The sequence below is a fragment of the Geothrix terrae genome (genome assembly GCF_022808775.1).
GTDB classification, from domain to species: Bacteria; Acidobacteriota; Holophagae; order Holophagales; family Holophagaceae; genus Geothrix; species Geothrix terrae.
In genome coordinates, this window is sequence record NZ_JAKZLA010000003.1 from 1 (window position 1) to 24,675 (window position 24,675).

Genomic DNA, 24,675 nt, shown 5'->3' on the forward strand with positions numbered 1-24,675 from the left:
GCCACCTAACCCTCCGCTCAACTCGGACCCCGCCTGCATTGCCTTTCGCTCTCTCTCATCGTTCCGCTTTCTCGTCTCCGCTCATCGTCTCGGTGCAAGCGGGTCCGGTTAGCTTCATTCGTTAGGCGCTGCATATGCTTCGATACAGACCCTGGTTGATGGCTGTCGGAATTGCACTCGTGGTTTCCGGACCACTTTGTGTGGCGAGCTATGTTGCTGGACGAAGGTTCGCCATTAGCGCGGTTTTTCAAGAACTCAATACTCTTGCATCCAGAAATCAAGCTGACGATGAAGAGATGCTTGCCCACTTAAAAAAGGAAGTACCTACGGTTGATGGTTATGCAAATCAGATATATATTCAAAACCTGATTTCTTCTATGGAAAATCGGCCTTCTGGCTTTATTTGTCTTGATGACACAACCAAGAATCTCTTCACCCCAGCTCAACGGATGATACTGGAAAAGTCGCTCAAATCTTACTTTGCACAGGTCTATTGGGGAAAGGGTAATATTCCCATCAAGCACTTCGACGCCAATGGTGAACCTATCAATGGGTTTGTATTGGGGTATTCAATCAAGGTTTACCCTGGAATTGTGAAAATCAGCACCTCTTCTTGGTCGGGTATTTTGAGCGGCGGGGGCCATACAGATATCTACATCTGGAAGGGGCTCGGCTTTCGCTTTTACAAGCAATCACAAATGTGGATTTCTTAACCAAGGTATCGATGCGCCTAACCCTCCGCTCAACTCGGACCCCGCCTGCATTGCCTTTCGCTCTCTCTCAACCTCTTGCTTCCTCGGCTTCGTTCGTCGCCTCGGTGCAGGCGTGGCCGGTTAGCCACATTCGTTAGGCGTTACCCATGAAATCGCTCCTCGTGATGGCCCTTCTACTCATGGCTTGTACGCCACCGACTCCTTCATCAGAGCCATATCGGCCACTGAACGTTGATTCCCGTGATTACTGGGAACCAACATTGAAATCCGCTCCGATTGGATTCAAGTTCCCATCAAACTCGGCCACCTCGGAGAAGGTGGTCATCGATGTCGATACCCAGATTGATAAACAGGGCCTCCCAATCGGGGCAAAAGCCACGGCCCAATCCTCAGCCTTTGCATCAGCCGCTGAAGAATATGTTATGGCCTGTATATTTCAACCAGCCAAATTGGATGGCAAGTGGACGGATTGTACTTTTAGAATCAAAGTTATCTTCAACACTCATAATCATGAAATCTACTTACGTACTAACAACAACAAGCAGTTTCGACCGCCTGATTCCAAATAATGCGGCCCGTAACGCCTAACCTCTCGCTCAACTCGGACCCCGCCTGCATTGCCTTTTGCTCTCTCTCAACTTCTTGCTTCCTCGGCTCCGCTCAGCGCCTCGGTGCAGGCGGGGCCGGTTAGCTTCATTCGTTAGGCATCTTATGAAGGGATCGCCAAGATGCTGGAATCCATTTCGAAATTCATCGAAGAGCTTCTGGCAAATTCCAATTTCGCCAATGGCGTTGCCTTTTCTGCCTTTGGCATTTCTACGATTGGCTTAATTTGGACACGAAGGGCGGCACAAACCAGCCATCAAGCCCTTGTACATGCTCAAGCAGAGGCCGCAAAGTCAGAAAGACTCGAAACAGAAAAAAAGCGTTTCGAACTATTGTGTGCAATCAGCAATGAGAAAGCACAACTGATGACTACCGGCCTAGAACTTGGCGTCCTGAAGGCAAATCACGACGCCGACAGTCAGGCCGTCAAAGCCATGCTGAAGAATTTTTCTCAGATCTTTGATTACTTGCCACAGATTGAATCATCTATCTCTCAGCTCGATCAGTTGTATTCGGAAATTGTTACGCTCGCTCCATCAGACGGACCGGTCGGTCTTCTCAAGCTCGCCGCCGAAAAGCACAGGTTGAGCAAAGAGACCGAGTTCTTCATAAAATGCTGCACCGACTCACTTCCAACCTTCAATGAAAAGCGTCAACAGGCGATTTACGCACAACACTTCACCCCTCTGCCAGACGAGAATGCCTAACCCTGCGCTCAACTCGGACCCCGCCTGCATTGTCTTCCGCTCTCTTTCATCTCCCTGCTTCCTCGGCTCCGCTCATCGTCTCGGTGCAGGCGCGGCCGGTTAGCCCCATTCGTTAGGCTTCAACCACCTAGGAGGTCCCTTGTTTAAGCCGTTTCTCCTGATAGTCATTTCGGCCCTCTCACTAGCCGCTCAAACCAATACAGGGTCCTCATTAAAAATTGGAGAAGAAATTTGCATCACGGCTAACAACGACAGCGCTGCGGCACACTCATCTCTGGGTACAAGAGCTTTAAATGATGCGCCCCCCCTTGCGCGAGTTCCTAAAGATCAACGCATTGATATTTCAGCTTTTGGGGTCACAGATGAAAATGGTGTTAAGCAGACCATTTCAGATCACAAAGGCAAAGTTATAGTTCTATGCTTTTGGACGCCGTCTTGCCAAGGTTCGCTCCGCGCACTCAAGTCCATGAAAAGTTTTCAGGTTGAAGAAAAACGAGGTGATTTTCTTGTTTGGCCAATTCACAATGAAGGATGGCCATGGGTACTATCTTTCATCCGAAGAAAGAAACCTGAATACGAAGGTATAAAAATTTATAAAGCAGGTTTCGCCGAGCATGGAATGCATGTGTTAGGGGACCCAATTATTGCTCTACCCATGATCTACATTATTGATAGAAAAGGTCGCATTGCAGCTTCATATTCTGGTTACCGATCGAACTTCCTGCCTAGTCTCTTGAACGACTACTACACAGAAACGAACTAGCCTAACCCTCCGCTCAACTCGGACCCCGCCTGCATTGCCTTCCGCTCTCTCTCAACTTCTCGCTTCCTCGGCTCCGCTCATCGCCTCGGCGCAGGCGGGTCCGGTTGGCTTCATTCGTTAGGCGCCAGTACATGTTGATTCGCAGCTTCGAGGTTGGCGATGAACCGGTTCTGAGATCAGTGTTTTTTTCCTCGGTACACGATCTGACTGGAGGGCAGTACACGCTGGAGCAACAATCTGCCTGGGCTCCCTTCGAATACGACCAGGCTGCATGGGCTCACCGGATCAGAGATATTCAGCCCTTTCTGGTCCTAATGGATGGCGCCGTGGTTGGGTACGCCGACCTACAACCCTCCGGCTACATCGACCATTTCTACGTAGCTGGGGCCTATGCCAATCGCGGGATTGGACGGGTTCTGATGAGTCATATTCATTCAGTGGCGAAAACCAACCAAGTCAACGAACTTTGGTCGAAGGTCAGCCTCACCGCAGAGCCCTTCTTTTCGAAATACGGGTTCCATGTCGAGGCGCGCAACGAATTCCTTCTCCGGGGTGTGAAAATGTTCAACGCAACCATGCGTAAATCGATGCTCGCCTAACCCTCCGCTCAAGTCGGGCCCCGCCCCTTCGTTGCCTTCCGCTCTCTCTCAACTTCTCGCTTCCTCGGCTCCGCTCAGCGCCTCGATGCAGGCCGGGGCAGTTACCTTCATTCGTTAGGCGTCCGAGAGACCAATCGGGATTCACCCAATGTCTGATTTGATAGCAAGTTTCACCAACCTACCCACCCACGGCATCTCGGCCGTCATCCTCCTGTTGCTCTATGCGGTGCAATCGGAGGTCCGCTTCGGCAGGCGCGCCCGTAGCGTCCGAACGGAGGCCTCCGATCACTACAGCACGCTTATCGTGTCGCTCTCAGCGACAGTTCCCGTTTTCGGCCTCTCCCTGGCAATCAAGTCGACATCGTCGCTTCCCGCATGGTTCAAAGCCGCCGTTATACCTGGGCTACCGTCGATCGCCTGGGCCGGCGTTGCTTTCGGCTTCCTCGGCTTGGCCACCCGCCTATGGGCGGTTCTGACCCTTCGTGAGCGATATACGAAAACGCTTCTCGTCCATGCCAGTCATGCGGTCGAGCGCGGTGGGCCTTACCGCTGGGTTCGGCATCCGGGCTACTTGGGCTCGCTTTTGATCCTCAACGGAGTTGCACTGGCTTCGGGCAATTGGGTGGTGTTTGTCTCTTCACTCATTGCTACCCTTCTCGCCTACACCTACCGGATCCGTGTCGAGGACAAAATGCTCGTTGGCGCTCTCGGCCAGCCTTACGCGGATTACCGTCAGCAGGTTCGGGCGCTGTTCCCAATTCCGCGACTATGAACGCCCACGACCTGACGCCTAACCTCTCGCTCAACTCGGACCACGCCTGCATTGTCTTCCGTTCTCTCTCAACATCCTGCCATCTCGGCTCCGCGTGCCGCCTCGGCGCAGGCGGGTCCGGCTAGCTTCATTCGTCAGGCCCTGACCGAATCTATTCGCACCCGTAAGGGAATTTTCCACCATGGACATCCCACGAATATTCGCCATCACTGAAAGTGCTCACCGCATCCACAACCCGATCACACCCGAAAAGCTCGCCACGCTCGGCAAGACGCTGCGTCTGGAATCGGGGGCCCGAGTGCTTGACCTCGGCAGCGGCTCGGGGGAGATGCTGTGCACCTGGGCACGCGATCACGGTGTTATCGGCACCGGCATCGACATGAGCCAGTTGTTCACCGAACAAGCGAAACTCCGTGCTGAAGAACTCGGCGTCGCCGATCAAGTCAGGTTCATCCATGGCGATGCTGCGGGCTACGTCTCTGACGAGAAGGTCGATGTTGCAGCCTGTGTCGGTGCCACCTGGATCGCCGGGGGAGTTGCCGGCACTATCGAGCTTCTGGCGCGGAGCCTGCGCAGCGGAGGGGTCATCCTCATCGGTGAGCCCTACTGGCGGCAGTTGCCGCCGACGGAAGATGTTGCCAAGGGGTGTCTTGCCAACTCGCTCTCCGACTTCCTCGTGCTTCCCAAACTTCTCGCATCTTTCGGCCAGCTTGGCTACGACCTCGTTGAATTGGTTCTGGCTGACCAGGATGACTGGGACAGGTACGAGGCCGCCAAGTGGTTCACCATGCGCCGATGGCTTGAAGCCAATCCCGACGACGAGTTCGCGAAAGATGTTCGAGCCAAACTGACCTCGGAACCCGAGCGCTACGCCGCTTACACGCGTGAATACCTGGGCTGGGGTGTATTCGCGCTGATGCCGCGGTGGACCTAACCTCTCGCTCAACCCGGATGTTGCCTCTGTGAGCCACTTCCCTCTCACACAAGCGTACCGGAACTCTCGTCTCCTCTTACCGCACCGCCTCGGCATCGCCGGTTAACCCTGTTCATTAGGCATACCAGCCTCAGGTCATGTCGATTTCGCGCCTCCTCGTTCGACTACGTAGGCGAGGCGGAGAGCTAGCCGGGGGAGATCACCCGGAGGCGTCCGCCCGCCAACCGGAGGGTCTTATGAGGAACTTCATTCGAATCAGGAACAAGCGCATTGCCGCATTCCTTTTGCCTCTGGCCACAGCGGCCTTCCTCCTCACCTTGGGCACCGTCACGCAAGCGGCAGCGCAACACTCGGAGCAACCAGGGAAGAATCAGAACATGCAAACCGTCCGGACGGGTTTCGCTCCCGTCAACGGCCTGCAGATCTATTTCGAGATACACGGCGTCGCGAGCCCCACGCAACCACCGCTCGTGCTTCTGCATGGCGGCGGCGACACCATCCAGACATCGTTCGGCCAGATCCTACCAGCGCTGGCGAGCGGGCGACAGGTCATCGCCTTCGAGCAGCAGGGCTATGGACACACTGCGGACATCGCCGACCGGCCGTTCAGCTTCGAGCAATCCGCGGACGACGCCGCGGCCCTGCTCGAGTACCTGCACATCGAGAGAGCGGACCTATTCGGATACAGCAACGGCGGCACCATCGCGCTGCAGATGGCGATCAGGCATCCGAAAGCCATACGCAAGCTGGTGGTAGCGTCGGCTCTCGTCAAACACGATGGCGCCTATCCATGGCTCTGGGATGCGATGGCCAACGCCAAGGTGGAGAACATGCCGCAAGTGCTGCAAAAGGAGTATCTCAAGGTCGCACCTCAGCCCGAGAACCTGCGGATGATGCACGACAAGGCCGTCCAGCGCATGCGCCACTTTAAGGATATCCCGGCCGATGCCCTCCGAAGCATCACTGCACCGACGCTCGTGGTGATCGGCGATGCCGACGTCATCCGCCCCGAACATGCCGTGGAGACGTTTCGGCTCCTTCCGCACGCACAGCTGGCGGTGCTCCCCGGCACCGATCACATGCAGGTGACGACGCGCACCAGGTGGCTGGCGTCCATGATCGGCGGGTTTCTCGATGCACGGGCAATCAAGTGACCGCCGCCGCCCCGCCAGTTGGGATCGCGCCGATGACGCTCGTGCCTTCGCCACGCGACTCGCTGGACACATCAACCCACGTCCATAAGCACCTTCATTGTTGTGGCGTTGCCATCAGCTCGGCCCAGAAGCCTGCCTAGCCCTCAGCTCAACTCGGACACCGCCTGCATTGTCTTCCGCTCTCTCAGCGTCCCGCTCCCGCGGCTCCGCTCGTCGACTCGGTGCAGGCGGGTCCGGTTAGCTTCCTTCGTTGGGCCATCCTTAAGGACTCAGTACAAGGTTTCGCTCACCGAAATCCTGCAGCAGTAGAATGTTTGCCATGAGCCCTTCCAAGCCTTCTCTCAACGACCTTCTGGCGGTATTGGAACGAACGCCAGCGGGTCTCGCGAAGCTGCTTGAAGGACTGCCTGAAACCTGGGTGACAGCGACCGAAGGTGACAACACCTGGTCTCCCTATGATGTCATCGGCCATCTCATTTATGGCGAACAGGCCAACTGGATCCCCAGAGCACGACACATCTTGGCCGGGGAGACCCGAGCTTTTGATCCATTTGACCGGACCGCACAGTTCACCCAGAGCCAGGGTAAACCGCTATCAGAATTGCTCTCGACCTTCGCATCGCTTCGACGAGATAACCTAGCCATTCTTCGTGGGATGAATCTTACAAATGCCGACCTTGACCGCGTCGGTTTACATCCAGAATTCGGTCAGGTGACTCTCGCACACCTATTGGCAACCTGGACCGTCCATGATCTTGACCACCTTGGGCAGATTGCTCGCACCATGGCAAAGACCTGCGCCAGCGCCGTCGGACCTTGGTCAAATGTTTTATCGATTTTGAAGGATCGTCAGCATTAGCCGACTCAACAACGAGCAGGGTCGATCTTGGCCTAGCCCTCCGCTCAAGTCGGACCCCGTCTACCCTGTCTTCCGCTCTCTCCCACCATCCCGCTTCCTCGGCTCCGCTCGTCGCCTCGGTGCAGACGTGCCCGGGAGCGCCAATGATATAGGCCACCCGTGCTCCCCGAATATTTCGCAATCATCGGCGCCATCATCGGCTCACTCGGCGGCTTCTATTACCTATATGAGACCATCGCCGGCAAGGCCCAGCCCAACCGCATCACGTGGCTGCTTTGGGGAATCTTCCCGATGGTCATCTTCGTGGCGCAAAGGGCGCAGGGCGTCGAGGGCGTATCGTGGGCGTCATTTGCCGCCGGCTTTACGCCGCTGCTTATCGTCGCTGTGTCTTTCTTCAACAAGAAAGCCTATTGGAAAAGCGAACCGCGCGACTACTACCTGATGGCGGCGGCGTTCCTCGGCATCATCCTCTGGGCCATGACCGACAAGCCCAACCTGGCTTTGCTGTTCTCGCTGCTGGCCGACATGCTGGCGGGCATACCGACACTCATCAAGTCGTATCATCATCCTCATTCCGAGAGTTGGATTGCCTATGCTGTCAGCGCCCTCGGCTTCGGAATAAGCCTATTGTCGGTTCAAACCTACAACTTCGAAAATATCACTTTTGTGGCCTACGTGTTCATCCTCAACGCCTCCCTCGCGGTGCTGGCCTCGCGGGGCCGAAAGCGCAAGCAGTCAACCAGCTGCTTTCGTTAAACTCGGCATCGGCCTGACCCTCCCCTCAACTCAGGCCCACTCCGCCTTGCCCTCCGCTCTCTCTCAATATTCCACCTCCCGGGCCCCGCTCAGCCCTTTGGCGCCAGCGGGACCGGAGATCTTCCATCGCTAGGCGCTTCCTCGGAAGTCCAATGGCCCGCTACCCGATGTCCACGCAAATCCTCGGCCTCCTTGGGTGGCTATGTGTCTGCTTTGCAGCCGCGGCGCTGGGTGCTCTGGCCTCTGCTCAGGCTGGAGCGCTCTATCAGTCGCTCGTTCGCCCGCATTGGGCACCACCTGGGTGGCTCTTTGGGCCCGTATGGACGGTTCTCTATGCCCTCATGGGCATTTCCGCCTGGCTTGTCTGGAGGAAGAGCGGCTTCCAAAAGGCTGGCTCCGCCCTCTCCCTGTTTCTTTTTCAGCTGGCCGTAAACGCCTTGTGGACCTGGTTGTTCTTTGTCTGGCACCTGGGCTGTCTTGCATTTGTTGAAATCCTGTTTCTGTGGTTGTTGATCATCGCCACTGTATTTATGTTCTGGCGCCATCATCGTGTCGCCGGTGCCCTGCTGCTCCCTTACCTGGCTTGGGTATCGTTCGCCTCTGTTCTCACCTGGGCCGCATGGAAAGGCAACCCCCGCATCTTCACCTGACCCCCCGCTCAACTCTGGCCTCGCCTGCATTGCCTTCTGCGCGCTCTCACCTCCCGGCCTCCTCAGATTTCGCTCCGCATCTTGGTGCGGGCGGATCCGGCCAGGTCCATTCGTCAGGCGTCTCCGGACACCTCGAACGCCCGACCGTGCAACGCGCGCAACAGCTCGACGGGGTCGACCGCCTCGGCCAGCGCCAACGCGCCGCTGTGTAGGTACGAGGGTGAGCGCAGACGCAGGGCGGCCTGGATCACAATGGGCGCCGTCACCGCATAGATGTCCCGCCCACGCACGCTGGCCGTCTTGGTCGCGCTGCCCTGCGCGAGCCGCACCTGCAGCTCGAAACGCTGCGCCGAACGTCCGCACTCGTCGACAGCAGTGGGCGGTGGCGTCGAGGCATCACGGATGTCCGCAAGCGCGGCGCGGTTGATGAGCGAGCGGATCGTGCCGGCCTTCAGATGATGGGCCATGGTGATGATCTCGCTGAACGGCAGCTCGACCATGGGCTGATGACCCAGCGGCGGAGAGAAGCTCCAGTCCGGCACCTCGGGTGATGGCACCAGAGGCTCAAGCCGCCCGCCCTTCACCACCACACGGGGCACCTGGTTGCGCTCGCCGGTCCTGCGCGTGCCGGCGGTGGGCCACCAGTGGTCGAGTGCGATCGCCACCGTGATCTCGTCGATGTCGCCCTCAGAGGCCAATGCGCCGGCCAGCAGGTCGGCCAAGCCGCCATAGAATCCGGCCGCCGGAATCGCGACCCGGCCTGCTTCGCGCGCCGGGGCGTCGAAGTCGGCAAAGGTGGCTTGAGCGCTGGGCTGCTCCGCCGTCACGTCGATATAGTGGCAGCCGGCGCGTAGCGCCGCCTGTGCCACGGGCGCTGCGGTATCGAGAAACGGGCCGGCGCAGTTGATGACCACCGCACAGCCCGCGAAGGCCTGCTCGAGGCTGGCGGGATCGTCGAGCATCGCCACGCGCCGGGCAACGCCCGAGGGAAACGCGGCATCGAGTTGCGCGAGGCTGCGCCCGATGGCCACCACCGGAAGCCCCAGCCGCCGGGCCTCTTGGACGACAAATTGACCGGTGTGGCCGCTGGCGCCATACACGGCGATGTCCTTGGCTGTGGGATGCATGAGTGCCCTCCAAAAATATAATACAGACCTGTCTGTTCTTCACACGTTACAGACAGGTCTGTACTCTGTCAAGCATGCGCTCCAAATCCTCTCATCGTTCTCCGGGAAGCCCTGCACCGACCGGCCGCACCCTCGCGTCGAGGCGCTCCGGGAGAGCTGCGCCCGAACCGGTGGCCGACCTCCGCGAACACATCCTCGAAACGGCTTCCACCCTCTTCTACCAGCGCGGCGTGCGTGCCGTCGGCGTCGATCTGGTCGTGCAGGAAGCCGCGGTTGCGAAGACCAGCCTGTACCGCTACTTCCCCACCAAGGACGACCTCATCGTCGCCTTCCTGGAGCGCGAGGATCGCGAGTTCTGGGCGCTATGGGACGGCGTGGCCCAACAACACCCTCACGACCCTGCCGGTGAGCTGGAAGCCCACATGCGCTGGATTGGCGCGCGCCTGGCTCGCTCGAACTACCGCGGCTGCCCCCAGATCAATGTGGCCGCCGAATTTGCCGACCAGGACCACCCTGCCCGCGAGGTCTCCCGGCGACACATGCAGGCGCTGAGAGGCCGTCTGCAGGACATCGCCAAGCGGCTGGACGGGCCTCGACCCAACCAGCTGGCCGCACAGCTCGCGGTGCTGGTCAATGGCGCCTTCGTCAGCTGGGCGCTGCTCAACCCAGAGGAAGCCACCGAGGTGCTGCTCGGATGCCTCAAGGCGCTGCTGGCGGGCGCGCGCGCTGGCAGGTGAGTGTGGCGGCCTGGCCTCCCATCACCTCCGGCTGGTCCGGCACCTCCCTTGGCGAGACCCGGCGCCGGCCCACATCTGGCTCACCCCGGCCCCGCTCGCTTGGCCCTTGGCGCTCTCCCTTCATTTGTCCTCCTCGGCTTCGTCCAGCGTCGCGGGGCAGGCGGAACCGGCTAGCATCCTTCGCAAGACCGCATCCAAGGTTCACATGCACCCGAACTTCTCGCTGCTGATCGCCTCCCTGGTCCTCGCCGTCCTCGCCCTTCCCCTGGCCATGAGATGGGTTCGCCCGAATCCGCGGTACGGAGTTCGAATCCGCAGAAGTCTCCAGAACGAGCGGCTCTGGTTCAAGACCAACACGTTTGGCGGTTGGCTGCTGGTGGCGGTGGCCCTGTTCGGGGCCGGCCTCTCCATGGTCGGTTCGACAGTCCTCGGGTTCTCTGCCAGCTTCAATTGGCTCCTTTTTGTGGCAGCACTTCTTGTCGCTCTGGTCATGTCAACGACCTACGCCCATCTTGCGGTCTAGTTTGCGGCTTATTGAAGCAAGGGCTACCTGGCGCGACTGTCTGGCAAGCCTTGAATTCACCCCTCCCAACGACGGTTGCCTCATCAAGGAGCACCCACCATGTCAGCAGAAGTCACAGCCGTCACGCGCGTGGTCGAATCTTTCGCCGAATGCTGGAACCGGCACGACATGAACGCCTTTGGAGAGTTGTTCTCGGCGGACGCCGAGTTCGTGAATGTGGTCGGCCTGTGGTGGAAGGGGCGCGGGGAGATCAAGGCAGCCCACGAATTCACGCACCAAACCCTCTTCAGGAACAGCCGGTTGACCATCGCGGAAGTCTTCACGCGGTTCCCAGCGCCGCACATCGCGATCGCGCGATGCCGCTGGAAGCTCGAGGGCCACGTCACGCCCGGCGGAGCGCCACTGCCAGAGCGCAACGGCATCCTGCTGAACGTGCTGCGTCAGGAAGACGGCGGATGGTTCATCATCGATTCGCAGAACACCGACATCATTGAAGGAGTCGCGTCCAGACCGCAGTAGCGGCAAACGCCATGTCGCCGAATCGGCCGATGATGCTCGGCCTTCCGCTCAAGTCCAACCTCTGCCTGCCAGGTCCTTCGCCCTTTCTCAACCTCCCGCGTCCTCCGGCCTTGATCGGCGCGCCGGCGGCGCCAAACCTTCATTCGATAGGCAGCCCATGAGCCACCGAATCCGATCGGCCAATCTGTCCGATGCCTCTGAAATCGCCCGGCTCTCTGACGCGCTTGGATACCCCGCGGGACGCGAGGAGATCGTCCGGCGCTTGGCCCTGCTGCTGCCCAATCCTTCCCATCTGGTCCTTGTGGCAGAACCCCTGGAGGGCCATGGCCTCCTCGGCTGGCTTGCCGCAGAGCGGCGCATCACTCTGGAATCTGGAATCAAGTTTGAGATCGTGGGTCTGGTCGTGGACGGAACGGTCCGGCGGTCAGGCATTGGCAAAGCGCTGGTCCGAGCCGCAGAGGCGTGGGTCCTAGACCAATCGGGGGCCAGCCTCGGTGTCAGATCGAATGTCTTGCGTCCCGAGTCTCATGGGTTTTACGAGTCGCTCGGATACCTCCGCAAGAAGAGCCAACACGTCTACCACAAGAGCCTGTCGGCCTGACCCTCGCTCAACTGCGACCCGGCCTGCTTAGCCTTCCGCATCCCTGCCCGCCTGGGCAGAATGAAGCAGCGATCCGCTATCCGTGGCTGCTCCTTCCACCCCGGGCTCCCACCTGCCTTCTCTTCTGCCCTTCATGGAGTCGTGATGAGCCTAGGAACCAGATGCGCATTCGGAATGCTGCTGTTCCTGCCCTTGATGGGTCAGGTGGCCACCCGGCAGGGGGCGGTGGCCGCTCGGCAGGGGACGATGGTCGATGTTCAGCAAAGCGAGTTCTCGTCCCCGATGGTCCTCGAGCTTCCGATGGACAGGCTCCACGTCGCGGAACCCGCGGGCATGTACTCGTTCACGGACCAGGGGACATTCGTCTGTGATGACGTCTCCCTTCCCCTGATCGTGGTGAAGAAGACCGTGAATGAGAAAGCCAAACGGGTGGAGCTGAAGATCCAGTCCACGGCCTACGTGCGCCCTTCCTTCGACCGGAAGGTGGTCCTTCGCTATTCGATCATCCGCTCCGGGCAGGCGCTGGCAACCTTCACGGAGCAGGAGATCTCGGCAAAGGAGAAGAAATACAGGTCCGACAGTTCCACTCTGGTGATGTCCAAGGACGAGTTCGACAGTCTCTTCGAGGGTGGAAACCACGGGGTGCTCAAGATCGTCATGATGGTCACGCCGGACCGATGACACGGCCCTGAACAGGCTCCGGGGGGCGTGATTCCCTTCGACATACCCTTCGGTCCGGTGGGGTCCGGGCCTCCCCCTATCGCCGTCTTTCCTCGGCCTCGGCATCCTCATCCTCTTCATCCTCCTCGATGGCAGCCAAGGACACGGGGTTGCCCCGCAGGTCCAGGGGCGAACCCTCATCCGGGATGAAGATCTCGTGGTCCGGGTCCCAGCGCCCGCGCAGCTCATCGCCATCCGTGAAGAACCTGGCCTCCCCGGCCTCGGGAAACACGGCGACCCATCGGGCCTGGGTGCCGTACCGCTCGTAGGCGACGAGGACCCACCAAGCCTCGCCCCGGCCCTCCGTGGTCTCGAGGGTTTCCATGAGCGTGTACGGCGGCGGGAAGGCCTGGCCGCGCATCTCATCCAGATCCCTGATCACCTTGGTGCGCAGCATGACCACCCTCCTCGGCCTGTCGCGTGACGGAGAAGAAGGACGATCATACTCCGGGCGGAAAGGGCCGGATTCCCGGCTTTCCAACCCGGGCGCGAGCCGCGATCAGAGGCCGGCAAGGAAGAGATCGCGGCATTCATGACCTGGGAAGGTGGCGGGACCACCTCCGGGGCCCGATCCTGGACCAGGCGCCGGAGCCATGCGGAGGTGCCCATGAAACCTGCTTCGTTCCTCGCCACGGCCTTTCTCGGAATCGTCGCCTTGGCCCACCTGGTGCGGGTGATTCTCGGGCTGGAGGTCCAGATCGGCCGGGCCCTCATCCCCTCCTGGATGAGCCTGGCGGCGTTCCTGTTCTGTGGCGCCCTGGCGACGATGCTCTACCGGGAAAGCCGCGCGGATTGATCGCAGATGGATCACGGATCGGCCCTGGATGACATCCATCACAAAGCCAGGCCATGGGAGTTCCCATGATCATCAGGCCGGAAACCGAAGCGGACATTTCCGCCATCGACCGGATCAACCTGGAAGCCTTCCAGAACCACCCCTACGGCCACCACACAGAACACCTCATCGTCAGGGCCCTGCGGGCTTCTGGCGCTCTCACCCTATACCCTCGTGGCCGAATGGGAAGGCCAGGTGGTGGGCCATATCGCCTTCTCCCCGGCCTTCATCCATGGCGAGGGCCTCGGCTGGTATACGCTCAGCCCCGTGGCCGTCCTGCCTTCCCGCCAGAAGCAGGGCATCGGCGCTCCGCTCATCAGGACCGGCCTGGATGGCCTTCGCGCCCTCGGCGCAGGCAGCTGCCTGCTCGTCGGCGATCCTGCCTACCAGGTTCGGTTTGGCTTCAGGCAGGTCCCTCGGCTTCGCATCCACGAAGTGCCGCCGGAGTATGTCATGTGCCTTCCCTTCTCCGGGGACATCCCGAGCGGGCTCGTCACGCATCACCCGGCCTTCTTCACAACGGCCTGATCCTCCGCCCGCCTGCCTCCGACCGAGGCAAAGTCCATTTTTTTACCAAGCGATCGGCTCTGGCACCCGGGGGAAACCGGGCTATCTTCATGTCCGTGGCATTCATAAAGATGCAGTCTCTATCTCACATCGCGGACCCATCCTGCCCCCGCCGGGTCCCTCAGGGAGCTTTCCCATGGCCGAGCTGAGTCCAGACCAAGTGGCCGGGAACTGGGGCGCCATCGCCTCGGACTATGAGCGGGCCTTCGAGGGCCTGAGCGGCCAGTTCGCGGCGCACGCGCTGCGGCTACTGGGCCTGCGGCGGGGCGAACGCGTGCTCGACGTGGCCGCGGGCACGGGGGTCTTCGGCCTGATGGCCGCGCGGGCCGGCGCGAAGGTCCTCGCGACGGACTTTGCGCCGGGCATGGTGGCCCGGCTCCGCGAGCGCATCGCCGAGGAACAGCTCTCGGGCATCTCCGCCGAGGTGATGGACGGGCAGGCCCTGGACGTTCCGGACGGAGCTTTCGACGCCGGCGCCTCAGTGCTGGGCCTGATCTTCTTCCCGGACATGGACCGGGGCCTGGCCGAGCTTCGGCGCGCCCTGCGCGGAGGCGGACGCGCCGCGATCGTCTGCTGGCGCGACCCCGCCAACCTGCAGCTGATGACGCTGGTGCGGCAGGCGGTCCACAAGGTCGTTCCCGAGTTCCAGGCCCACGCCGCTCCCCCTGCGTGGGCGCGGCTCGCCGGCGCCGGGGCGCTCAAGACCCGCATGGAGGCCGCGGGGTTCCGTGAGGTGGAGATCGTGACCTCCACGGCCGTGCAGGAGATCGACGAACCAGAGGCCTACTGGTCGGGCTTCACACGGTCGGCGCCGCCCCTGGCCCACCTGTTCAGCCAGCTCGGGCCCGAAGCCACCGAAGCCGTGGGCCGCGAGTACATCGAGGCCCTCCGCGCCCAGTCCCGCCGCGGGATGCCCGTCATGAGGGCGGAGGCCTGCATCGGCCTCGGCCGGGCCTGACATGGACGCGGACCGCACCAGCCCCGGGGTCCGGCTGCCGCCGCCCCTCGTGTTCCTCGCGGGGCTGGGCCTCGGCTTCCTGCTCCAGCGCCGCTTTCCGCTGCCCATCGCCGCGCCGGGGAACCTCCTTCCGCGGCTGCTGGGCGCCGCACTCGTCCTCAGCTCAGGGGCCCTGGCGCTCTGGGGCTTCCTCACCTTCCGCAGGGCCCGCACCACGGTGCGGCCCGACCGCTCCGCCTCGGCGCTCCTCACCGAGGGACCTTTCCGCTTCACCCGGAATCCCCTGTACCTCAGCCTGTCACTGCTCCACACCGGCGTGGCCCTGCTGGCGGACGCCCTCTGGCCCGCGCTCATGCTGCTGCCCGTCCTGCTCGTCATCCGCTTCCACGTCATCGCCCGGGAGGAGCGCCACCTGGCGGCCCGCTTCGGGACGGAGTACGAGGCCTACCTCCGGACCGTCCGACGCTGGTTCTGACAGGCGCTCAAACTATGCTGGGGACATGATCGATTCGTTCCTCGCGCGCATCCCCACGCTGGCCGACGCCGAGCTTCGCCGCTACCTGGACCATCCCCAAGCCTACAAGGCCGAGGCAGTGGAGGCCGCCCTGGCGGAGCTGCGACGGCGGGGAGTGGCGGTTCCCGAAGCAGACCTGGCTCGGGTGCGGGAGGCGCTCCGGTCGCGGGAGGCGAGGCAGGCCGCGCAGGCCGGCCGCCTGCTGGGGACCGATCCGCTCGTCCGGCAGCACCGCATCCGCCGCGTCACGGCGGGCATCCTGACCGCGGGCCTCGGCGGTGCGGCCCTGATCTACCTCCGGGCCGCGCCCCAGGGGGCCAACCCCCTGGGCTACGAACCCGAGGACACCAAGAAATACCTGCGGGAGCTGGAGGTTTACGGAGGGAAGGTGAACGTCCTGATCACGGAGTTCCGGCGCTGGTTCGAGGGGCTCTGGCAGGGCCGGTCCCTGGCCGTCACCGTGGCGGTCCTCACGCTCATGCTCGCCCTGGGCTTCTGGTTCGTGGCCACTCGCCTCGCCCCGGACGGGGAGGGCCGCTGACATGGCCCCCAAGCCATCGGCCCTAGCCGCCCGTCCCGCCAAGCCGGGCCTGCACCCCCGCAACCGCCACGGTGGCGGCTACGACTTCCCGCGCCTGGCCGCCGCCAGCCCGGAGCTGGGCCCCTTCGTGCGGCGCGCCCCCCACGGCGGGCCCACCATCGACTTCGCGGATCCCGCGGCCGTGAAGGCCCTGAACCGGGCCCTGCTGCTGGAGGCCTACGGCATCCGCGGCTGGGACCTGCCGCCCGGCGCCCTCTGCCCGCCCATCCCCGGCCGGGCGGACTACCTGCACCACCTGGCGGACCTGCTGGCGGAGGGTGGGCCCGTCCCGCGGGGCGCCGCCGTGCGGGCGCTGGACATCGGCACCGGCGCCAGCCTCATCTACCCACTGCTGGGCCACCGGGAGTACGGCTGGTCCTTCGTGGGCTCGGACATGGATGGCGCGGCCCTGGCCTCCGCGGCCCGCATCCTGGCGGCCAATCCCGGCCTGGAGGTGGCCATCGCCCTGCGGCGGCAGCCCGATCCCAAGGCCATCTTCCGGAATGTCGTGGGGCCGGACGAGCGCTTCGACCTGACCCTCTGCAACCCACCCTTCCACGCCTCGGCGCGGGAGGCCCGGGAGGCGGCCCAGGCGAAGTGGCGGAAGCTGGGGCGGGGATCCGCCGGGATGGCCCGGAACTTCGGCGGCCAGGGCTCGGAGCTGTGGTGCGAGGGCGGCGAGGCGGGCTTCGTCCGGCGCATGATCGACGAGAGCGCCACCCTCAGAACCCGCGTGCGCTGGTTCACCACGCTCGTCTCCAGCTCCGCGAACCTGCCCGGCCTGCAGCGGGCCCTGCGCCAAGCCGGGGCCGTCGAGATCCGCACGGTGCCCATGGCCCAGGGCCAGAAGCAGAGCCGCTTCCTGGCCTGGACCTTCCTCGAGGTGGGCGCGAGGCGGACCTGGCCAGCGCAAGCCGCCGGGTTGTGATCCGATATTTCGGATGAATCGGTATGATTTTGCGGTCCGGGAGCTTCCCATGTTCGCCCTCCGCCGCCTGCCCGCCCTGTTCGCCCTGCTGATGCTGGGGGCCCACTTCCTCCGCTTCGCGCAGACGCCCCTGGTGCTGCTCTGCCTGGCCCTCCTGGTGCCCCTCTTCATCCCGCGGCCCTGGACACAGGCCCTGGTGCGCTGGTCCCTGGCCCTGGGAGCCCTGGTGTGGCTGTGGACCCTGGTGGAGGATGTCCGCCAGCGCCTGGCCTTCGGCGAGCCCTGGCTGCGCCTGGCCCTCATCCTGGGCGCCGTGGCGGCATTCACGGGATGGGCCGCCTGGCTGATCCGCGCCGATCAGAAGGTCGGATCATCGGAATGAGGGCAACAGCGATTGCGCTGGTCCAATGATCGGAACCCCTGTTCCTCCTAAAACACCGACCACCCCGTCCGCGTGGTGAAGCGGTCCAGGGCCTCGACGCCGGCGATGCTGTTGCCATGGGGGTCGAGGGCGGGGCTCCAGACGCAGAGGACGCCGCGCTCGGGCAGCACGGCCAGGATGCCGCCGCCCACGCCGCTCTTGCCGGGCAGGCCCACGCGGTACGCGAAGTCCCCGGCGGCGTCGTAGGTGCCGCAGGTGAGCATGATCGAGTTGATGCGCTTGGATTCGCTGCGGGTGAGCAGGCGCGAGCCGTCCGCCCGCAGGCCGTGGTTGGCGAGGAAGAGCCCCGCCCTGGCCAGGTCCGCGCAGCTCATGGCGAGGCTGCACTGGCGGAAGTAGTGGTCCAGCACCCGGTCCACGGGGTTCTCCAGGTTGCCGCAGCTGGCCATGAAGTGGGCCAGCGCCGCGTTGCGATGGCCGTGGGAAGCCTCCGAGGCCGCCACCTCGGGATCCACGTCCACGGCCGGGTTGCCGCTCTCGGCCCGCAGGAAGTCCCGCAGCGTGCCCAGGGAATCGCCGGTGAGCGTGAGCAGGCGGTCGATGAGGACCAGGGCCCCGGCGTTGATGAAGGGGTTCCGCGGGATGCCCTTCTCGTATTCGAGCTGCACCAGCGAGTTGAAGGGGTTGCCCGAGGGCTCGCGGCCCACGCGCTTCCACAGCGCCTCGCCGTCCCGGGCCAGCACCAGGGCCAGGGAGAAGGCCTTGGACACGCTCTGGATGGAGAAGGGTGTGCGCCAGTCGCCGGTGCCGAAGAGCTGGCCGTCCGTGGTGGCCAGGGCCAGCCCGAAGCGCGCGGCGGGCACGGAGGCCAGGGCCGGGATGTAGTCCGCCACCTTTCCCTGTGCCGCCAGGGGCGCGGCTTCCGCTGCCAGATCATCGAGGAGGGCTTGGAGGTCCATGCCCCCAGAATCCCACAGGAGCCGTGGGTATAGGATGGTCGCCATGACGCCCCTCGCCGCCGACCTCCTCCTGCTGTTCCAGCGTGACCTGCGCTGCCTCATCCACGAAGTGGAGCTGTTCCCGGATGACCAGACGCTCTGGCGCACGGTGCCGGGCATCGCCAACAGCGCCGGGAACGTGGCCCTGCACGCGGCGGGCAACCTCCGGCACTTCATCGGCGCCGTGCTGGGCGGCACCAGCTACGTGCGCCAGCGGGAGCGGGAGTTCGCCCAGCGGGAAGGCGCGCGGGCCGAGGTCGCCGCGGAGCTGGAGGCCGCCATCGCCGCCGTGGAGGCGGGCCTGGCGGCTCAGACGGACGCCTCCCTCCAGACGCCCTTCCCCACCCCCATCGGCGGGCACCGCATGTCCACCCGGCGCTTCCTCCTGCACCTGGAGGCCCACCTCGCCTTCCACCTCGGTCAGGTCGGGTACCTGCGCCGCGTGCTCACGGGGGATGCCGCCAGCGCCGGCGGCATGGCCATCCAGGACCTGGCCGAGGGTTGAGCCACCGGCGGGGCCGGCGGAGAATCGAACATCATGCCTGAAGGAGGGCTCATGTCCTTGAATGGATCTGTCGCGCTCGTCACCGGCGCCAGCCGTGGCATCGGGGCCGCCGTGGCCAGGGCCCTGGCCGCCGAGGGCGCCGCGGTGGCCGTGAACTACTTCGGCTCGGAGGCCGCCGCGAAGGCCGTGGTGGGCGAGATCCAGGCCGCGGGCGGCCGGGCCATGGCCGTGAAGGCGGATGCCCGCGACCGGGCCCAGGTGGAGGCCATGGCCGCCGCTGTGAAGGCGGAGCTGGGCCCCATCGGGATCCTGGTGCTGAACGCCGCCATCGGCTTCCCCATGAAGGGGATCCTCGAATACCCCTGGGAGGCCTTCGAGGCCAAGGTGCTGGGCGAGATGGGGGCGGCCTTCCACGGCTGCCAGGCCGTGGTGCCCCAGATGCTGGAGCGCCAAAAGCTGGATGGCCGGGGCGGCGCCATCATCGCCATCACCAGCGGCCTCGCCCGCAACCCCGGCTGGGGGTTCGCCGCCCACAGCGCCGCCAAGGCCGGCCTGGAGGGGCTCGTGCGGGCGCTGGCCTTCGAGCTCGGCCCCATGGGCATCCGCGTGAACGCCGTGGCTCCGGGCCTCACGCTGACGGACGCCACGGCGGACCTGCCGGAGAAGAACAAGCTGGCAGCGGCGGAGCATACGCCGCTCCGCCGCAACGGCCAGCCTGAGGACATTGCCGAGGCCGTGGTCGGCGTCCTCCGCGCCGGCTTCGTCAACGGCGCCACGATCCCCGTGAACGGCGGCGGGCACACCTTCTAGGAGCTTTCATGGCGGCGGTTCGCACAGGTCTCCTCCTCGGCATCCTGGTGGTGCTCTGGATCTTCGTCATGGGCTTCACGGGCTGGTACCGACATCCCAGCCTCTTCTTCCTCCTCTGGCTGGCCATCCCCCTGCAGATCGGCCTCCTGATCCTGGCCCTCCGAGGCACCGCCTCGAGCCAGGGCTACCTGCGCCAGGTGCAGGACGGCGTGGGGGCCACCCTCATCGCCTCCGCCGTCATCTTCGTGGGCAGCCTGCTCTTCACCCTGGTGGTGTTCCCCAGCTACTTCGCCGAGATGGAGGCCCTGGGCCGCCTGAAGATGGTCCAGCAGGGCTTCACCCCCGATCAGATCGAGGCGGTGATGAAGGCCAAGGGCCCCATGCAGACCTCCCTGGGCCGGGCCTTCTCCTGGGCCCTGGGCACCTGGATCACGGGCCTGGTCACGTCCCTGGCCGCCGCGGTGAAGTACCACCGGCGCCGGCCGCTCGCGGCCATGCCGCCTGCGGGTGCCGACCGTCCGCACGAGGGTCCGACGGGCGCGTAGGGCCTGTCCGCGCTCCCTCCTCAGCGCTCCTGCCTAAGGGCTGTGACGAGGGAGAGCGGGTGGGCCACGCCGGCGATGACGTCGTCCACGCAGCGCAGGACGAGGCCCGAGCGCAGGGGCGCGGCGGCCAGCTCGTCGCGGGTGAGCCAGCGGCACCCCAGGATGTCCGGATCCTCCGGAGCCGCTTCCGCGCCCTCGGGAACGCTGCCCCGGAAGCAGAGGCGGCAATAGTCCTTCCCGTTCCGCGCCAGGAGCTGGTAGATGCCCACGAGCGCCTCGGGCGTGAAGGCCAGGCCTGTCTCCTCGCGCACCTCGCGACGCACGGCGGCGAGGATGTCCTCGCCGGGCTCCACGTGCCCCGCGGGCTGGTTGAAGACGCGCTCAGGCGAGGCGCCGTCGGTCTCCTCCACGACGAGGTAGCGACCTTCCCGCTCGATGATGGCGGCGACCGTGAGCTCCCACATCACGCGCCCAGGAACAGGTAGAAGCCGTTGATGAAGTAGATGATCCCCACCACGCCCACCAGCAGGCCCAGGTAGTAGACGGGCTTCTGCTTGAGCAGGGCGGCGATGGAGGAGAGCAGGATGCCGATCTGGAGGAAGATCACCGCCAGGCCGAAGGCCGCACCGTGCCTCTGGGCATCGGTCTTGGCATCCTCGAAGCGGCGGGCCTCCTTCTGGATGTCGGCCTTCTCCCCGTCGTACTTGGCCACCTTCTTCTCCACGTCCGCGAGGCTCTTCTCCAGGGTGGGCAGGGCCGTCTTCGGCGCCAGCTCCAGCTCCCGGCGCAGGCGCATGGCCTCCACCTCGTAGAGGTTCCCCTTGATGCCCTTGGCCTGGTAGTAGGCCCACTGGTCCGAGGCCTGGCTCTGGCTCAGCACCGCCCGTGTGGAGTGGCCGCCGCCCTTGAAGGTCGCCAAGGTGGCGCAGACCGCGAGGATCACGGTCGTCAGGGCCAGCAGGTTCAGCCAGGGTTCTTTCTTGTCGTCGCTCATGGGTCTCCGCCGCAATTGGCACCAACCATTCTACGGAAAAAGGCCCCGTTGCTTGAACCGGCGGGACTTGGGCCTATCGTGAAGGATTGGAGTCCTCCGGGATGTGCGCCGAATGTCGCAGTCCTCCTCCGATCCGACCAGGATCCGCCACCCTTCCCCGGGGGCGGGCTCGGCGCGTCCGTCCCCACGTTCCCAAGCAAAGCCTAGGAGGCTCCCATGCTGCACCGCACCGCGCTTTGCATCGGGATCAACCAGTACCAGAACTTCCCCGCGGCCAACCTGAACGGGTGCGTGAACGACGCCCACGACATGGCTTCGCTGCTGAAGGATCTGCTGGGCTTCGAGGATTCCGATATCACCCAGTTGACGGACCAAGCCGCCACCAAGGCCAACATCATGCGCGAGCTGCGACGCATGGTGGAAGGCGCCTTGGCCGGCCGCTACAACCACCTGGTCTTCACGTTCTCGGGCCACGGCACCCAGGTTCCGGACCTGAATCTCGATGAGTTCGACCGGGCCGATGAGGCCTTCTGCCCCCATGACCTGGCCCAGAGCGGCCCCCAATGGGACCGCGACCACCTCATCGTGGACGACGAGCTTCACGATCTGTTCGTGCAGCTTCCCCAGAGCGTGATCCTGGAAATCCTCCTCGATACCTGCCACAGCGGCGCGGGCCTGCGGGCGGCGGACCTGCTCATGGACCGCAAGCCCCGCTACCTGCCGCCGCCCTCGATCGAGGCCTTCCGCGACATCGAGTATCGCCGGGCCCGCCCCGGGCACCTCAAGCTGCTGGAGAAGGGCCTGTCGCACCACATCCTCTGGACTGCCTGCAAGGAGAGCCAGACGGCTGCGGACGCCTTCATGCAGGGCGACTGGCACGGCGCCTTCAGCTGGCACTTCTGCCGCGAGGCGAGGGCCAGTGGCAACCACCTCACCCGGGCCAAGGTGCTGGCGAAGATCCGCTCCGACCTCAGCGCCGCCCACTTCACGCAGACGCCCCAGCTGGACTGCGAAGCCGTCACCCGCCATGCCGTGATGAAGGCGGTGGAGGTTCCCCCCAACCTGGCCCCGCTCCCCACGGAGATGCCCACCTGACGGATGGGTGTGGTTCTACCATTCGTACAGGAAGCACGGCGCCTTGCGGCGCCGTGCTTCCTGAAACGCAGAGCGTTTCAGCCTAGTAGCGGTAGTGGTCGGCCTTGTACGGCCCTTCCACCGGCACGCCGATGTACTTGGCCTGGTCGGGGCGCAGGGCCGTGAGCTTCGCGTTCAGGGTCTGCAGCTGCAGCCGCGCCACCTGCTCGTCCAAGTGCTTGGGCAGGGTGTAGACGCCGACCTTGTACTCGCCCTTCTTCGTCCACAGCTCGATCTGTGCCAGGGTCTGGTTGGCGAAGGAGGAGCTCATCACGTAGCTGGGGTGGCCCGTGCCGCAGCCCAGATTCACCAGGCGCCCCTTGGCCAGCAGGATGATGCGCTTCTGGTCGGGGAAGATCACGTGGTCCACCTGGGGCTTGATCTCCTCCCAGGTGTACTTCTCGAGGCTGGCGACATCGATCTCGCTGTCGAAGTGGCCGATGTTGCACACGATGGCGTTGTGCTTCATGCGCTTCATGTGGTCGTGGGTGATCACGTGGAAGTTGCCGGTGCAGGTGACGAAGATGTCGGCCTGCTCGCAGGCCTCTTCCATGGTCACCACGCGGTAGCCCTCCATGGCCGCCTGCAGAGCGCAGATGGGGTCGATCTCGGTCACCCACACCTGGGCGCTCAGGGCGCGCAGAGCCTGGGCGCTGCCCTTGCCCACGTCGCCATAACCGCAGACCACGGCGATCTTGCCGGCGACCATCACGTCCGTGGCACGCTTGATGGCGTCCACCAGGGACTCGCGGCAGCCGTAGAGGTTGTCGAACTTGCTCTTGGTGACGCTGTCGTTGACGTTGATGGCGGGGAACTTCAGCTCGCCCTTCTTGGCCATGTCGTAGAGGCGGTGGACGCCCGTGGTGGTCTCCTCCGTCACGCCCTGGACCTTGGCCAGCTGGGTGGAGTACCAGGTCGGCTGCTCGGCCAGCCGCTTCTTGATGGACGCGAAGAGCACGGTGGCCTCCTCGCTGTCGGGGTGATCGAGGACGTGGATATCCTGCTCGGCGCGGGCGCCCAGGTGCAGCAGCAGGGTGGCGTCGCCGCCATCATCGAGGATCATGTTCGCGCCCCCGCCCATCTCAGCGGGGAAGTCGAAGATGCGGTGCGTGTACTCCCAGTAGTCCGGCAGCGTCTCGCCCTTGACGGCGAAGACCGGTGTGCCGCCCGCGGCGATGGCGGCGGCGGCGTGGTCCTGGGTGCTGAAGATGTTGCAGCTGGCCCAGCGCACCTCGGCACCGAGCGCCTTCAGCGTCTCGATGAGCACGGCGGTCTGGATGGTCATGTGCAGCGAGCCCGCGATGCGCGCGCCCTTCAGCGGCTGCTGCGCGGCGTACTGGCGCCGGATGGCCATGAGGGCGGGCATCTCGCCCTCGGCGATGGCGATCTCCCTGCGGCCCCAGGCGGCAAGGGTGAGATCGGCGACGATGAAGTCGGTGGTGGCGACGGTCATGGGACCTCCACGAAGGGCCGGATCGACAGGAGGGTGCATCCACCCCATCGCCCGGTTCAGGGTTGAGGTGAGCGCCGTTCCTGGAAGGATGGGTCCGAGCCTGAGATCCCGCACAGCCGATCTGCCGGGTCCTGCAGCGCTCCTCGGACCTCTCCAGGATAGCGGTGACGACATGGGGGTGGTGGATTGGTTTGGTCTTGATTCATATTGTGTTGCTTTACAAAATTTTTTTGAAATTTTGATACAAGAAATAAAAGATGAAATAATTTAAATTACTTATTTTTAATGATTTTTTGTCATTTTTATATAACAAAATTATTTATCAAAAAAAATTTTCCACTTGCAAATACACGACTTGTGAACTGGCACAACCCTCGATGAGACATGGCTGCCTGAAAGGAGGCAACCATGTCCAACCCCTTCACTTCTCTGGCCCTGGCACTCGCCCTGGCCCTTCCCCTCTCCGCGGCAGCCGGCCGCGCTCCCCGGGCGCCCCAGCGGCCGGTGAACCTCAACACGGCCTCGGTCACCGAGCTCATGCAGCTGCCCCGCGTCGGCCAGAAGACCGCCGAGCGCATCGTGGCCTTCCGCAAGCAGCACGGCGGCTTCCAGCGGCCGGAGGAGCTCATGAACGTCAAGGGCATCGGCGAGAAGTCCTACGCCAAGCTCAAGCCCCACCTGGCCCTGACGACCGCGCCGCGCCCCGCGGCCGCGGCGAAGTAGGGGGTGGCC

The 24,675-nt window shown here is 63.7% G+C and carries 33 protein-coding genes, 1 pseudogene and 1 riboswitch; of the genes and pseudogenes, 28 read left to right on the plus strand and 6 right to left on the minus strand.

Annotated features, from left to right (window positions below):
- The first annotated feature begins 158 nt into the window (after positions 1-158).
- From MLE42_RS05920 to MLE42_RS05970, 11 genes are all read left to right on the plus strand, one after another.
- Positions 159-713, plus strand: a complete 555-nt coding sequence (locus MLE42_RS05920) for a hypothetical protein (RefSeq protein WP_243286965.1) — start codon at positions 159-161, stop codon at positions 711-713.
- Between the two features lie 146 nt (positions 714-859).
- Positions 860-1,282, plus strand: coding sequence for an energy transducer TonB (locus MLE42_RS05925; RefSeq protein ID WP_243286966.1), 423 nt, complete (start codon positions 860-862; stop codon positions 1,280-1,282).
- 159 nt (positions 1,283-1,441) lie between these two features.
- The gene (locus MLE42_RS05930; protein ID WP_243286967.1) at positions 1,442-2,026 is read left to right on the plus strand and encodes a hypothetical protein; all 585 of its coding nucleotides are present in this window, start codon (positions 1,442-1,444) and stop codon (positions 2,024-2,026) included.
- A 139-nt stretch (positions 2,027-2,165) separates the two neighbouring features.
- Positions 2,166-2,789: a TlpA family protein disulfide reductase gene (locus MLE42_RS05935; RefSeq protein WP_243286968.1), complete on the plus strand. Its 624-nt coding sequence runs from the start codon at positions 2,166-2,168 to the stop codon at positions 2,787-2,789.
- Positions 2,790-2,920: 131 nt separating this feature from the next.
- On the plus strand, positions 2,921-3,388 hold the full coding sequence (locus tag MLE42_RS05940; protein WP_243286969.1) for a GNAT family N-acetyltransferase: 468 nt from the start codon (positions 2,921-2,923) through the stop codon (positions 3,386-3,388).
- 148 nt (positions 3,389-3,536) lie between these two features.
- Positions 3,537-4,160, plus strand: coding sequence for a methyltransferase family protein (locus MLE42_RS05945; protein WP_243286970.1), 624 nt, complete (start codon positions 3,537-3,539; stop codon positions 4,158-4,160).
- 181 nt (positions 4,161-4,341) lie between these two features.
- Positions 4,342-5,094 carry an SAM-dependent methyltransferase gene (locus MLE42_RS05950; RefSeq protein WP_243286971.1) on the plus strand — a complete coding sequence of 251 codons (753 nt, stop codon included), beginning with the start codon at positions 4,342-4,344 and terminating at the stop codon, positions 5,092-5,094.
- Positions 5,095-5,471: 377 nt separating this feature from the next.
- Complete coding sequence (locus MLE42_RS05955) at positions 5,472-6,248, plus strand: alpha/beta fold hydrolase (protein WP_420843082.1); 777 nt, start codon at positions 5,472-5,474, stop codon at positions 6,246-6,248.
- A gap of 319 nt (positions 6,249-6,567) precedes the next feature.
- Complete coding sequence (locus MLE42_RS05960; protein ID WP_243286973.1) at positions 6,568-7,107, plus strand: DinB family protein; 540 nt, start codon at positions 6,568-6,570, stop codon at positions 7,105-7,107.
- 159 nt (positions 7,108-7,266) lie between these two features.
- Positions 7,267-7,863, plus strand: a complete 597-nt coding sequence (locus tag MLE42_RS05965; RefSeq protein ID WP_243286974.1) for a hypothetical protein — start codon at positions 7,267-7,269, stop codon at positions 7,861-7,863.
- 152 nt (positions 7,864-8,015) lie between these two features.
- On the plus strand, positions 8,016-8,513 hold the full coding sequence (locus tag MLE42_RS05970; RefSeq protein WP_243286975.1) for a TspO/MBR family protein: 498 nt from the start codon (positions 8,016-8,018) through the stop codon (positions 8,511-8,513).
- Between the two features lie 113 nt (positions 8,514-8,626).
- Here the strand turns inward: MLE42_RS05970 and MLE42_RS05975 are convergent, their stop codons facing one another.
- Positions 8,627-9,640: a saccharopine dehydrogenase NADP-binding domain-containing protein gene (locus MLE42_RS05975; protein WP_243286976.1), complete on the minus strand. Its 1,014-nt coding sequence runs from the start codon at positions 9,638-9,640 to the stop codon at positions 8,627-8,629.
- Positions 9,641-9,810: 170 nt separating this feature from the next.
- On the opposite strand from MLE42_RS05975, the gene MLE42_RS05980 reads away from it, so the two are divergent.
- The 5 genes from MLE42_RS05980 (at position 9,811) to MLE42_RS06000 (ending at position 12,701) form a co-directional block, all read left to right on the plus strand.
- On the plus strand, positions 9,811-10,377 hold the full coding sequence (locus MLE42_RS05980; RefSeq protein ID WP_243286977.1) for a TetR/AcrR family transcriptional regulator: 567 nt from the start codon (positions 9,811-9,813) through the stop codon (positions 10,375-10,377).
- Between the two features lie 205 nt (positions 10,378-10,582).
- Entirely contained in the window at positions 10,583-10,900 is a 318-nt protein-coding gene (locus MLE42_RS05985; RefSeq protein ID WP_243286978.1) for an SdpI family protein, read from the plus strand.
- A gap of 99 nt (positions 10,901-10,999) precedes the next feature.
- The gene (locus MLE42_RS05990; RefSeq protein ID WP_243286979.1) at positions 11,000-11,419 is read left to right on the plus strand and encodes an SgcJ/EcaC family oxidoreductase; all 420 of its coding nucleotides are present in this window, start codon (positions 11,000-11,002) and stop codon (positions 11,417-11,419) included.
- Positions 11,420-11,576: 157 nt separating this feature from the next.
- Positions 11,577-12,020: a GNAT family N-acetyltransferase gene (locus MLE42_RS05995; protein ID WP_243286980.1), complete on the plus strand. Its 444-nt coding sequence runs from the start codon at positions 11,577-11,579 to the stop codon at positions 12,018-12,020.
- A 174-nt stretch (positions 12,021-12,194) separates the two neighbouring features.
- Positions 12,195-12,701 (plus strand): hypothetical protein, encoded by a 507-nt coding sequence (locus MLE42_RS06000; RefSeq protein ID WP_243286981.1) that lies wholly within the window; start codon positions 12,195-12,197, stop codon positions 12,699-12,701.
- Between the two features lie 76 nt (positions 12,702-12,777).
- Here the strand turns inward: MLE42_RS06000 and MLE42_RS06005 are convergent, their stop codons facing one another.
- On the minus strand, positions 12,778-13,137 hold the full coding sequence (locus tag MLE42_RS06005) for a hypothetical protein (RefSeq protein ID WP_243286982.1): 360 nt from the start codon (positions 13,135-13,137) through the stop codon (positions 12,778-12,780).
- Positions 13,138-13,347: 210 nt separating this feature from the next.
- Between MLE42_RS06005 and MLE42_RS06010 the strand changes: the two genes are divergently transcribed.
- The 7 genes and pseudogenes from MLE42_RS06010 (at position 13,348) to MLE42_RS06040 (ending at position 17,504) form a co-directional block, all read left to right on the plus strand.
- On the plus strand, positions 13,348-13,536 hold the full coding sequence (locus MLE42_RS06010) for a hypothetical protein (RefSeq protein ID WP_243286983.1): 189 nt from the start codon (positions 13,348-13,350) through the stop codon (positions 13,534-13,536).
- 65 nt (positions 13,537-13,601) lie between these two features.
- Positions 13,602-14,103 (plus strand): annotated as a pseudogene (locus MLE42_RS06015) (GNAT family N-acetyltransferase).
- A 175-nt stretch (positions 14,104-14,278) separates the two neighbouring features.
- On the plus strand, positions 14,279-15,100 hold the full coding sequence (locus MLE42_RS06020) for a class I SAM-dependent methyltransferase (RefSeq protein WP_243286985.1): 822 nt from the start codon (positions 14,279-14,281) through the stop codon (positions 15,098-15,100).
- 1 nt (position 15,101) lies between these two features.
- Positions 15,102-15,575, plus strand: a complete 474-nt coding sequence (locus tag MLE42_RS06025; RefSeq protein ID WP_243286986.1) for a methyltransferase family protein — start codon at positions 15,102-15,104, stop codon at positions 15,573-15,575.
- A gap of 25 nt (positions 15,576-15,600) precedes the next feature.
- The gene (locus MLE42_RS06030; protein WP_243286987.1) at positions 15,601-16,155 is read left to right on the plus strand and encodes a hypothetical protein; all 555 of its coding nucleotides are present in this window, start codon (positions 15,601-15,603) and stop codon (positions 16,153-16,155) included.
- A gap of 1 nt (position 16,156) precedes the next feature.
- A complete protein-coding gene (gene rlmF / locus MLE42_RS06035; RefSeq protein ID WP_243286988.1) occupies positions 16,157-17,122 on the plus strand; it encodes a 23S rRNA (adenine(1618)-N(6))-methyltransferase RlmF in 966 nt (321 codons plus the stop codon).
- Positions 17,123-17,171: 49 nt separating this feature from the next.
- The gene (locus MLE42_RS06040; protein WP_243286989.1) at positions 17,172-17,504 is read left to right on the plus strand and encodes a hypothetical protein; all 333 of its coding nucleotides are present in this window, start codon (positions 17,172-17,174) and stop codon (positions 17,502-17,504) included.
- A 47-nt stretch (positions 17,505-17,551) separates the two neighbouring features.
- On the opposite strand, the gene MLE42_RS06045 is transcribed toward MLE42_RS06040, so the two are convergent.
- Positions 17,552-18,463 carry a glutaminase gene (locus tag MLE42_RS06045; protein ID WP_243286990.1) on the minus strand — a complete coding sequence of 304 codons (912 nt, stop codon included), beginning with the start codon at positions 18,461-18,463 and terminating at the stop codon, positions 17,552-17,554.
- Positions 18,464-18,506: 43 nt separating this feature from the next.
- Between MLE42_RS06045 and MLE42_RS06050 the strand changes: the two genes are divergently transcribed.
- The 3 genes from MLE42_RS06050 to MLE42_RS06060 are packed head-to-tail and all read left to right on the plus strand — an operon-like array spanning position 18,507 to position 20,362.
- Positions 18,507-19,007: a DinB family protein gene (locus tag MLE42_RS06050; RefSeq protein ID WP_243286991.1), complete on the plus strand. Its 501-nt coding sequence runs from the start codon at positions 18,507-18,509 to the stop codon at positions 19,005-19,007.
- A gap of 51 nt (positions 19,008-19,058) precedes the next feature.
- Positions 19,059-19,817, plus strand: coding sequence for an SDR family oxidoreductase (locus MLE42_RS06055; protein ID WP_243286992.1), 759 nt, complete (start codon positions 19,059-19,061; stop codon positions 19,815-19,817).
- An 8-nt stretch (positions 19,818-19,825) separates the two neighbouring features.
- Positions 19,826-20,362 carry a DUF4199 family protein gene (locus tag MLE42_RS06060; RefSeq protein WP_243286993.1) on the plus strand — a complete coding sequence of 179 codons (537 nt, stop codon included), beginning with the start codon at positions 19,826-19,828 and terminating at the stop codon, positions 20,360-20,362.
- Positions 20,363-20,382: 20 nt separating this feature from the next.
- Here MLE42_RS06060 and MLE42_RS06065 read toward each other — a convergent pair whose 3' ends face one another.
- Positions 20,383-20,826, minus strand: coding sequence for an NUDIX domain-containing protein (locus MLE42_RS06065; RefSeq protein ID WP_243286994.1), 444 nt, complete (start codon positions 20,824-20,826; stop codon positions 20,383-20,385).
- On the minus strand, positions 20,826-21,356 hold the full coding sequence (locus tag MLE42_RS06070; RefSeq protein ID WP_243286995.1) for a DUF4337 domain-containing protein: 531 nt from the start codon (positions 21,354-21,356) through the stop codon (positions 20,826-20,828). Before MLE42_RS06070 ends, MLE42_RS06065 begins: the two co-directional genes overlap by 1 nt.
- A gap of 216 nt (positions 21,357-21,572) precedes the next feature.
- Here MLE42_RS06070 and MLE42_RS06075 point away from each other — a divergent pair, with 216 nt between their 5' ends.
- A complete protein-coding gene (locus MLE42_RS06075; protein ID WP_243286996.1) occupies positions 21,573-22,451 on the plus strand; it encodes a caspase family protein in 879 nt (292 codons plus the stop codon).
- A gap of 82 nt (positions 22,452-22,533) precedes the next feature.
- Here MLE42_RS06075 and ahcY read toward each other — a convergent pair whose 3' ends face one another.
- Positions 22,534-23,943 (minus strand): adenosylhomocysteinase, encoded by a 1,410-nt coding sequence (ahcY, locus tag MLE42_RS06080; protein WP_243286997.1) that lies wholly within the window; start codon positions 23,941-23,943, stop codon positions 22,534-22,536.
- A gap of 62 nt (positions 23,944-24,005) precedes the next feature.
- Positions 24,006-24,094: riboswitch (S-adenosyl-L-homocysteine riboswitch) on the minus strand.
- Between the two features lie 257 nt (positions 24,095-24,351).
- On the opposite strand from ahcY, the gene MLE42_RS06085 reads away from it, so the two are divergent.
- Entirely contained in the window at positions 24,352-24,666 is a 315-nt protein-coding gene (locus tag MLE42_RS06085; RefSeq protein ID WP_243286998.1) for a ComEA family DNA-binding protein, read from the plus strand.
- The last annotated feature ends 9 nt before the right edge of the window (positions 24,667-24,675 follow it).

Coding starts and splice junctions, on each gene's coding strand:
- MLE42_RS05990 (WP_243286979.1), top strand. CDS start 11,000: ATGTCAGCAGAAGTCACAGCCGTCACGCGCGTGGTCGAATCTTTCGCC.
- MLE42_RS06030 (WP_243286987.1), top strand. CDS start 15,601: ATGATCGATTCGTTCCTCGCGCGCATCCCCACGCTGGCCGACGCCGAG.
- MLE42_RS06005 (WP_243286982.1), bottom strand. CDS start 13,137: ATGCTGCGCACCAAGGTGATCAGGGATCTGGATGAGATGCGCGGCCAG.
- MLE42_RS06045 (WP_243286990.1), bottom strand. CDS start 18,463: ATGGACCTCCAAGCCCTCCTCGATGATCTGGCAGCGGAAGCCGCGCCC.
- MLE42_RS06065 (WP_243286994.1), bottom strand. CDS start 20,826: ATGTGGGAGCTCACGGTCGCCGCCATCATCGAGCGGGAAGGTCGCTAC.
- rlmF (WP_243286988.1), top strand. CDS start 16,157: ATGGCCCCCAAGCCATCGGCCCTAGCCGCCCGTCCCGCCAAGCCGGGC.
- MLE42_RS06050 (WP_243286991.1), top strand. CDS start 18,507: ATGACGCCCCTCGCCGCCGACCTCCTCCTGCTGTTCCAGCGTGACCTG.
- MLE42_RS06055 (WP_243286992.1), top strand. CDS start 19,059: ATGTCCTTGAATGGATCTGTCGCGCTCGTCACCGGCGCCAGCCGTGGC.
- MLE42_RS05970 (WP_243286975.1), top strand. CDS start 8,016: ATGGCCCGCTACCCGATGTCCACGCAAATCCTCGGCCTCCTTGGGTGG.
- MLE42_RS06085 (WP_243286998.1), top strand. CDS start 24,352: ATGTCCAACCCCTTCACTTCTCTGGCCCTGGCACTCGCCCTGGCCCTT.
- MLE42_RS05995 (WP_243286980.1), top strand. CDS start 11,577: ATGAGCCACCGAATCCGATCGGCCAATCTGTCCGATGCCTCTGAAATC.
- MLE42_RS05985 (WP_243286978.1), top strand. CDS start 10,583: ATGCACCCGAACTTCTCGCTGCTGATCGCCTCCCTGGTCCTCGCCGTC.
- MLE42_RS05950 (WP_243286971.1), top strand. CDS start 4,342: ATGGACATCCCACGAATATTCGCCATCACTGAAAGTGCTCACCGCATC.
- ahcY (WP_243286997.1), bottom strand. CDS start 23,943: ATGACCGTCGCCACCACCGACTTCATCGTCGCCGATCTCACCCTTGCC.
- MLE42_RS05940 (WP_243286969.1), top strand. CDS start 2,921: ATGTTGATTCGCAGCTTCGAGGTTGGCGATGAACCGGTTCTGAGATCA.
- MLE42_RS06040 (WP_243286989.1), top strand. CDS start 17,172: ATGTTCGCCCTCCGCCGCCTGCCCGCCCTGTTCGCCCTGCTGATGCTG.
- MLE42_RS06025 (WP_243286986.1), top strand. CDS start 15,102: ATGGACGCGGACCGCACCAGCCCCGGGGTCCGGCTGCCGCCGCCCCTC.
- MLE42_RS06070 (WP_243286995.1), bottom strand. CDS start 21,356: ATGAGCGACGACAAGAAAGAACCCTGGCTGAACCTGCTGGCCCTGACG.
- MLE42_RS06010 (WP_243286983.1), top strand. CDS start 13,348: ATGAAACCTGCTTCGTTCCTCGCCACGGCCTTTCTCGGAATCGTCGCC.
- MLE42_RS05930 (WP_243286967.1), top strand. CDS start 1,442: ATGCTGGAATCCATTTCGAAATTCATCGAAGAGCTTCTGGCAAATTCC.
- MLE42_RS05975 (WP_243286976.1), bottom strand. CDS start 9,640: ATGCATCCCACAGCCAAGGACATCGCCGTGTATGGCGCCAGCGGCCAC.
- MLE42_RS05945 (WP_243286970.1), top strand. CDS start 3,537: ATGTCTGATTTGATAGCAAGTTTCACCAACCTACCCACCCACGGCATC.
- MLE42_RS06000 (WP_243286981.1), top strand. CDS start 12,195: ATGCTGCTGTTCCTGCCCTTGATGGGTCAGGTGGCCACCCGGCAGGGG.
- MLE42_RS06020 (WP_243286985.1), top strand. CDS start 14,279: ATGGCCGAGCTGAGTCCAGACCAAGTGGCCGGGAACTGGGGCGCCATC.
- MLE42_RS05960 (WP_243286973.1), top strand. CDS start 6,568: ATGAGCCCTTCCAAGCCTTCTCTCAACGACCTTCTGGCGGTATTGGAA.
- MLE42_RS05955 (WP_420843082.1), top strand. CDS start 5,472: ATGCAAACCGTCCGGACGGGTTTCGCTCCCGTCAACGGCCTGCAGATC.
- MLE42_RS06060 (WP_243286993.1), top strand. CDS start 19,826: ATGGCGGCGGTTCGCACAGGTCTCCTCCTCGGCATCCTGGTGGTGCTC.
- MLE42_RS06075 (WP_243286996.1), top strand. CDS start 21,573: ATGCTGCACCGCACCGCGCTTTGCATCGGGATCAACCAGTACCAGAAC.
- MLE42_RS05925 (WP_243286966.1), top strand. CDS start 860: ATGAAATCGCTCCTCGTGATGGCCCTTCTACTCATGGCTTGTACGCCA.
- MLE42_RS05920 (WP_243286965.1), top strand. CDS start 159: ATGGCTGTCGGAATTGCACTCGTGGTTTCCGGACCACTTTGTGTGGCG.